Source organism: Azospirillum sp. B506 (assembly GCF_000333595.1).
GTDB lineage: Bacteria > Pseudomonadota > Alphaproteobacteria > Azospirillales > Azospirillaceae > Azospirillum.
Genome location: NZ_BADK01000540.1, coordinates 1 through 7890, shown reverse-complemented (window position 1 = coordinate 7890; position 7890 = coordinate 1). Strand labels below are relative to the sequence as shown.

The 7890-nt window shown below is 66.3% G+C and carries 6 protein-coding genes; 3 read left to right on the top strand and 3 right to left on the bottom strand.

The window, feature by feature from the left end:
• The 3 genes from I71_RS16135 to I71_RS36015 form a co-directional block, all read right to left on the bottom strand.
• On the bottom strand, positions 1-768 hold a 768-nt coding region (locus I71_RS16135; protein ID WP_042695867.1), incomplete at its 3' end, for an efflux RND transporter permease subunit.
• 49 nt (positions 769-817) lie between these two features.
• Positions 818-1414, bottom strand: coding sequence for a hypothetical protein (locus I71_RS16130; RefSeq protein ID WP_042695866.1), 597 nt, complete (start codon positions 1412-1414; stop codon positions 818-820).
• A gap of 75 nt (positions 1415-1489) precedes the next feature.
• A complete protein-coding gene (locus I71_RS36015; RefSeq protein WP_244433871.1) occupies positions 1490-2722 on the bottom strand; it encodes an efflux RND transporter periplasmic adaptor subunit in 1233 nt (410 codons plus the stop codon).
• Positions 2723-3875: 1153 nt separating this feature from the next.
• Between I71_RS36015 and I71_RS16120 the strand changes: the two genes are divergently transcribed.
• The 3 genes from I71_RS16120 (at position 3876) to I71_RS16110 (ending at position 7688) form a co-directional block, all read left to right on the top strand.
• On the top strand, positions 3876-4790 hold the full coding sequence (locus tag I71_RS16120; protein ID WP_042695865.1) for a mitofilin family membrane protein: 915 nt from the start codon (positions 3876-3878) through the stop codon (positions 4788-4790).
• 114 nt (positions 4791-4904) lie between these two features.
• Positions 4905-6524 (top strand): peptide ABC transporter substrate-binding protein, encoded by a 1620-nt coding sequence (locus I71_RS16115; protein ID WP_083897199.1) that lies wholly within the window; start codon positions 4905-4907, stop codon positions 6522-6524.
• 75 nt (positions 6525-6599) lie between these two features.
• Positions 6600-7688, top strand: coding sequence for a tetratricopeptide repeat protein (locus I71_RS16110; protein WP_042695863.1), 1089 nt, complete (start codon positions 6600-6602; stop codon positions 7686-7688).
• Positions 7689-7890: the final 202 nt, after the last annotated feature.

The window sequence follows — 7890 nt, the reverse complement described above, 5'->3', positions numbered from 1 at the left end:
AGCAGCACCGGGCGAACGTCGCGGAAGGCGACCACGAGGCTGCGCAGATCGTCCAGGCTGCGGCTGCGGGCGACGTTGCGGATGATGAATTCGGTGTTGTACAGGTCGTTGAAGCCCACCACTGCTGTTGCCGCCAAAGGCGGTCAGCGCCTGCTCCACCTGGGTCAGCGTGATGCCCAGCATATTCATGGCGACCGGGTTCGGGGTGAAGCGGAACTGCCGCACGTCGCCGCCGACCACATAGACCTGCGATACCCCCTCCACCGCCATCAGCCGGGGCCGGACGGTCCAGTCGGCCACCTCGCGCAGGGCCATCGGATCCATGCCGGGGGCCTGCACCACCAGCTGCATCGCCAGCCCCATCACCGACGACATCGGTGCCAGATGCGGAACGACGCCGGCCGGCAGCCGCTCGCGCACCATGCCGATCCGTTCCGTCACCTGCTGCCGGTTGCGGTTGGGATCGGTCCCCCAGGTGAATTCGACATAGATCAGCGAAAAGCCGGGACTCGACGCGCTGCGGATGCGCGACACCCCCGGCATGCCGTTCAGCACCAGCTCCATCGGATAGGTGATGAGCTGTTCGACCTCCTCGGGCGCATAGCCGCCGGCCTCGGTGACGATCGTCACCATCGGCGGATGCAGGTCGGGAAGCAGGTCGATCGGCATGTCCCGCGCGATCAGAACGCCCCAGCCGGTGATCAGCAGCGCCGCGATCAGGACGAGAGGGCGCTGGCGCAGGCTGATTCCGACAAGAAAGGTGAACATGACGACGGGCGTCTCCGAAAGCGGCCGGAAGGCTGGGGGTGGCGGAGGATCAGGCCGGCCTGCCGGGCCAGCGGCGGCGGATGGCCACGGGATGCTGCCACAGCCACAGCAGGACCACGATCAGGGCAACCGCCACCCCCGCCCAGATGATCGGCCGGTGGGCGGATACGGCACCGGGGACCGTATCCGCCAGTCGCGGCACCAGCAGGTCGGCGGCACCGGACGCGCTCGCCCCCGCCAGCGCCAGGCGGACCGTCAGCGGTGTGACGCTGGCCGGCGGCAGGTAGGGTTCCGACTGGTAGATGCCAGGGGAAACCTCGCTCAGGTCCAGCGTCTGGCGCGGGGTGTCGATCCTCAGTTCGGCTCCGCTCAGAGGTTCGCTGCTGTCATAGCGGTCGACGAAGGCGAACAGCCGCTTCTGGTTGGCGATCACCACGACGCTGACGGGTTCCGCGCTGGCCCCCCTCACCGTTGTCCGGGCCAGCTCCATGACCATCGCGATGCGCGGCGACGCGGCCTCGTCGGCCAGTGCCCGGCCGGCGGAACCGGCGGTCAGCCCTGTTGCCAGACACACCGCCAGCACGGCGGACGCCACGCCGGCGGCGAGGCAACGAAGCCAGTCTGCCGTCTTGCTGCGAATCTCCATGACGTCCTCCACTGTATCTGCATTCGTTGTTTTGGCCGGGCGTCGTTTTCGCCGGGCGGAGGCGGGAAACGGCCGCTACTGGAATTGCGACAGCAGCCGGGCGCCATGGGTGACGATCCGGGCGCCCGGCTCCAGTCCGGCGGAAATCAGCACGCTGCGGCCATCGATCATCTCGGTCTTGACCGTGTGCGGCATGAAGACCTCCGGCTCGACCAGTTCCCAGACCTGTTCCGACCCGCCCGAATCGTTGACCACCGCCTCGCGGGCGATCGGAATGCCTTCGCGCATCTTCGATTCGTTGCGGACGGTGACGGTGACCGGACGGCCGACCCGAAGACCCTCCATCGGATTTTCGATGCGGAACATCAAGGGCACCGACTGCTGCTGCAACGCCAGCCCGCTGCCGATGAAGGTCAGGTCGAGCGCGTCGCCTTCCGGCGTCACCGCGCTGGCGCTGTTGACCAGCTGCGTGCCGCGCGCGACCTCGGGGTCGGCAGCGACCGCTTCGATCCACAGCCGCTGCGGGTTGACGATCTCGAAAATCTTCTCGCCGGGATGGACGATCCGGCCGTTGATGGCGGTGGAGGCGCTGATCACGCCGTCGATGGCCGCCCGCAGCACCTCCTGGGTCTGAAGCATCGGCAGCAGCGCTTCCCGCTCGCGGCGCAGCCCCTCCAGCCGGACCTCCGCCTGCATCACCTTGCCGTCGCGGAAGGGCACGAACCAGAACTGCTTGAGGATCTCCACGCTTTCGGCGGTGATCCGGATCTCGTTGGTCAGCCGCGCGACCTCGCGCCGGACCTGACTGCGATCGACGACGCCGATGGCCGGCGCGACATAGCCGAGGATCTGTCCCTTGCGCACCGTCTCGCCCAGGACCGGCATGCCGGTCTTGGGCGGTTCGATGCGGCCAAGCAGGCTTGCCTCGACATCGCCATGGGCATTCGGGTCCGGCACGATCCGGCCGGGCAGCTTGACCGTCAGCGGCGTGCGCACGCTCTCGGCCTTGTGCGTGCGGATGTCGAACATCCGCTGCAGCGGCTTCGGAACGAAGTAGGACCCGTCCGGCCTGCGCTGAGGCTTGTCGACCGCCAGTGCCGCCAGCAGCTTCGCGTCCGTCGCGCGACGTTGCGGCACGGCGACGGGCATCGCATCGGCCATGGCCGCCGCCAGCGGCGCTGCGGCATTGGATGGTGTCGGGAGGGGCTGCGGCGTAGCGGCTCCCGGCGCCGGTTCGGGTGGCGACGTGGCGGGAGCCGTATGAGCGGTCTCCTGTGCCGAAGCATCCTGCACCGATGCCACGGGCATCGCGGCGTCCGTGACATGGACCTGGCTGACGGGAGTGCTGTTGACTCCGAGCATATAGGCGACTTCCCAGCTGAATTGGCTGAGAGCGTTGGATCCGCTGTAAATATAGCCGCCGACCGCTGCAACCGGCGCGGTTGCCGTGCTTACAACCGTGGTCGCTGCCGAGCACGCGGTCGAGCCGATCCATTGACCGGTGCCCGACAGCCAGGACGCGCCAGAGGATGGAGCGGCTGCCGCTGCGGCGGACGGGCGTCGGGTTCTGACAGGAGCCTCGTCCTCCGCGTCCGCTCCGTGGCGGCTCCAGGCCGCGGCGGGTGCAGCGGCCGTCGATGCCAGAAGAATCGCGGCGAAAACCATCCGCGACAGTCCCATGGCGCGCGCGCGGGCAGCCGGCTGGCCATGCTGCAGCCGGCCCCGTTGCTGTGGACCTTCCGCCTGATTTGCGGGGCCATCGACATAAGGCTGGTTTTGGCCCGCCATGGTGCGATCCACCGTTCCAAACACATTCGGCATGTAGTTTCCGGCGCTCGATGATGCCCGATCCGGTCGGGAAGTCCGCGAGCGCACGACCGTCCCGGATTGTGATCCGCTCCCCCGGCCAGCCCGCAAACCTCACCTGCCGTCATTGGACCCGAGCAAGCCTAACGAATTATGAATGATCACGTCAGGACACAACCTCTCGAAATAAATTCCACGGAGCAGCGCAATCTTCTAACTGGGAGTTCTCAGAAAAACCGTTCAGATTCGTAACCTTCCAAGCTTTTCCTGCATTCGAAATCTTGTTATCGCTGTCGATTACCTTTTCAACCAAGCATATTGGCGGTTACAATCAATCACATCCTTTGATTAAAAATTTCTTCAACAGATAACAATAAGATCCTGATTCTGAACCAAAAGTTTCCATACCGCCGGAGTCTGCAAATTTCCCGTGAACGCTTTTCCGTTTACCCTGATTGAGGTAGCCTGTCCGATATGAGATATGCGGACTACTCGACACTCGAATCAAGGACCGCTCTTTCACATGCCGACGCCACAGGAGGACGATGCCGCCCGGCACCGCCGGAACCGCCCCTGTCGCCGGCTTGGAAATCGGCCATCGACAGTGACTTGCGGACCGTAGCAGCCATGCCAAACCCGAGCGGAGCGTGACCGTATGCAAGACGTCCAATCCACCGACGAAACCGGCGGCCGATCCGGCATTGACCGGCAGGCGTCCGAAGCGGCCGCACCTGCCATCGTGCAGCCAAGCCGCAGCAACGGTCCGATCATTCTGACCATCCTGCTGGCGGCGGCGGCGGTGTGCGGCACCGTTCTCTATGCCGATGAGCTGCGCTCGTCATTCCTGTCTCCGAGCCGCAGCCAACTGAAGCTCGATACGCTGGAGCGGACCGTCGCAGGACTGACTGCGATGCCGGAGAAGCTGACGGCGCTGGAGCAGGCGGTCGCGACGACCGGCAAGCGAATCGACCAGCAGGCCGTTTCCGGCCGTGCGGTATCGGTAATCGCGGCGCGACTCCTGAAGGAGTCGCTCGGCAAGTCCGACCCCTTCGCCGACGACCTCGCCCTGATGCGTCTTTCCACCGCGCCCGATGGCGAGCTCTCGAAGGCGCTCGATTCGGTGTCCGGCTACGCGGCCAAGGGCGTACCGACACGGACGCAGCTCTATGCGTCCTTCGGGCTGCTCGTGCCATCGGCTCTCCAGGCGGAGGTGCAGGACGGTTCGGGCGGGTTGCGCGAAACCGTCTGGGGCTGGATGACCGGCCTCTCGACGGTCATCCTGGCATCCGCGTCCGAATCGCCGCCGCAGGGTGCCGATCCGGCGGCTCCGCAACCTGCAGCCCCGCAACCGGCGGAAAGCAGGACCCCGGCGCTGCTGGCGGCCACGGCGGCCCGGCTCGAAGCCGGCGAACTCGCGGCGGCCATCGACACCATGGCTTCCCTCGACGGCGTTGCCGCACCGGTGGCGGCCCCCTGGCTGGCCGACGCCCGCGCCCGGCTGGCCGCGGAGCGGACCGGCGCCATCCTGGAAACCAGGATCCGCAGCTGGAGCGCCGCCGGCACTCAATAACGACTCCGACCCGCTGCCGGGATGTGCGCCCGGCCGCTTGGCGGCCTGCGGCCCGGCAGGATGGGCCAGACACCGATCATTTTCCGAATCCACCGCCAGAATGCGAGGCTACCGGTGACAGAGCTAAAGAAGAGGGTATCGGCGGTGATGGTTGCCGCCGGGCTTGCGCTTTTCGCCGGGACGGCGGCGCAGGCGGCAACGGTGCTGAACCGCGGCAACGGTGGCGAACCGTCGACGCTGGACCCGCACCGCACGGACGGGCGCATCGAATCGAACATCCTGCGCGACCTGTTCGAGGGGCTGGTGGTGTATGGCCCCGACGGCCGCATCCTGCCGGGCGTCGCCGAAAGTTGGCAGGTGTCGGAGGACGGCAAGCTCTACAGCTTCCAGCTCCGCGCCGATGCCCGCTGGTCCAACGGCGATCCGGTGACGGCCGAGGATTTCGTTTACAGCCTGCGCCGCGCCCTGACGCCCAAGGACGGCATCCAGCCCTCCGCCAACATGCGCGTCATCAAGGGCGCCGCCGCCGTCATCGACGGCAGCAAGCCGGCCGACACGCTGGGCGTTGCGGCGCCGAACCCGCGCACCGTGACCATCGCGCTGGAGGCGGCCACCCCCTATTTCCTCGACCTGATCGCCGCCGACAACAGCGCCCTGCCCGTGCATCGCGCCACCGTCGAATCGCAGCGCGAGCGCTGGACCGATCCCGGCAAGATGGTCAGCAACGGTGCCTATGTTCTGGAGGAATGGCGTGCCCGCCAGCAGATCGGCCTGGGCAGGAACGCCAACTTCCATGGCCGCAACGGCGTCGCCATCGACAAGGTCAATTTCTTCCCCATCGACGACGCGTCCGAGGAGGTCGACCGCTTCAAGGCCGGCACCCTCCACCTGACCTACGAGGTGCCGCAGGACCGGGTGAAGTGGATTTCGCTGACCGAACCCAAGGTGTTCTGGAACCGGCCATTCCTGGCGACCTACTATTACGCCTTCAACCTCACGGTCGAGCCGTTCAAGAGCAACCGCGACCTGCGCCGCGCGCTGTCGCTGGCGGTCAACCGCGAGAACATCGTCGACAAGGTCACCCGCGCCGGCGAGACTCCGGCCTATGGGCTGGTGCCGCCCATCGTCCCCAACTATCGCCGCCAGACCGCCGACTTCATCGCCGAGCCGATGGACAACCGCCTGCGCGAAGCGCGCCGCCTGTTCTCGGCCGCGGGCTTCAGCCCGATGCAGCCGCTGGCGGTCGAAATCCTCTACAACCAGTCGGAAAACAACCGCGTCATCGCCGACGCCGTCATTTCCATGTGGCAGGATGCCTTCGGCAAGGGCATCCAGGTCAAGCCGGTCAGCGTCGAGCGCACCGACTATCTCAAGCGCCGCGCGCGGCGCGATTTCCAGATCGTCCGCGCCGCCTGGATCGGCGACTACGCCGACCCCACCGTCTTCCTCAACCTGATGCTGTCCACCGCCCTGCCGCCGCGCAACGATCCCGGTTACCGCAGCCGCAAGTATGACGACCTGCTCGCCAAGGCGGCTGCCAGCGAGGATGCGGCACAGCGTTCCTCCCTGCTCGGCCAGGCCGAGAAGACGATGATCGACGACGACCCGGTCATCCCGATCTACCACTTCTCCACCAAATCGCTGGTCAGCCAGCAGATCAAGGGCTGGGTCTACAACGTGCGCGACGTCCATCCCAGCCGCTTCCTGTCCTTCGCCGAAAAGGCCGCCTCGTGACCGCCGCCATGGCGTCCACGACAGCCTGACAGCAGACAGACGGCACAGCGAAAGCAAAGCGACAGGGGGAAACACATGGATTTCGGCCTTCTCACCATTCCGCTGGTGACACTGGCGATGGCCTTCGGCTTCGCCGTGTTCACCGATACCCAGACCATCCATTTCGATTACGTGGACGTGCCCGATTCGATCTCCCAGGAAACCGGCCTGACGCCGGCGGTGGTGATCACCAAGCTGGCCGACGACATGCAGGAGATCGAGCGGCAGGCCTTCACCAAGGCCGAAGCCCGACAGGTCGAACTGCATGCCGACCAGAGCGCCACCTCGGTGCTGGGCGAGTATCTCGGCGTCACCCCGCTGATCCGCGTGGTGCAGGAATCGGCGCACATGATCCCCTTCACCTTCTCCGGGGAAATCGTGCGCCACGACCAGCAGGTCGAATTCATCCTGCGCAGCTACGACAGCCACCACAACAAGACGCGGATCTCGCGCAACGGCACGGTCGACGACATGAAGGGGCTGATCCATGGCGCCGCCTATGAGGCGATGCGCGTCGTGAACCCCTACATCCTGGCCGCCTACCAGTTCAAGCGCGACCGGCTGTCGCGCGATTTCACCCCGACCCTGGAGATCCTGCGCCGGGAACTGGAAGGGCACGACTCGCGCTACGCCCCCTGGCTGCACAATCTGTGGGGCATGGTCCTATACCAGCAGAACGATCGCCACGGCGCCATCCACCAGTTCGAGGAGGCGGTGCATCTCGACCCGAATTTCCTGTCTCCGCGCCTGAACCTGGGCGTCGTCAATGCCCGGCTCGGTGAGTACGATCTGGCGGTGAAGAACTTCACCGCGGTGGTGCAGCACCCCAACGTGGCGCAGAGCCCGGCGGTGAAGGCGGCGGCGCTGAGCGAATGGGGCTTCACCCTGGCCCTGACCGGCCAGATCGACGAGGCCTATGCCAAGTTCGACGAGGCCAGCCGAGCCGATCAGAATTTCTCCGACGTCTATTCGAGCTGGGCCGAGGTGCTGAGCGCCCAGGGACGCCGCGAAGAAGCGGAACGGATGACTGCCAAGGCGCTGAAGCTTGCGCCCAAGGAGGTCGTCTACACCGAGAACCTGATCGGCACCGTCCAGAACGTGCCGGCCACCGCCAGCATGAACTGATGGCCGGCTTGAATTGACGATATGATCGAGGAGGGCCGAAGCATGAGGCGGAGCGCGCACTCCACAACCATCGCCGCTTCCATCGCCGCGGCGGTCGCGGCGACGGCCATCCTGATCGCGGCGGCGCCGGCCGTTGCGTCGGGCGGGCATGGCGGCGGCAGCGGGCACGGTGGCCGCGTCCGCCATGCGGTTCGGTCCATGC

What these genes read in the sequence shown, in the direction of transcription:
- I71_RS36015 (WP_244433871.1), bottom strand. Translation starts at nt 2,722, where the DNA reads ATGCCCGTGGCATCGGTGCAGGATGCTTCGGCACAGGAGACCGCTCAT.
- I71_RS16110 (WP_042695863.1), top strand. Translation starts at nt 6,600, where the DNA reads ATGGATTTCGGCCTTCTCACCATTCCGCTGGTGACACTGGCGATGGCC.
- I71_RS16120 (WP_042695865.1), top strand. Translation starts at nt 3,876, where the DNA reads ATGCAAGACGTCCAATCCACCGACGAAACCGGCGGCCGATCCGGCATT.
- I71_RS16130 (WP_042695866.1), bottom strand. Translation starts at nt 1,414, where the DNA reads ATGGAGATTCGCAGCAAGACGGCAGACTGGCTTCGTTGCCTCGCCGCC.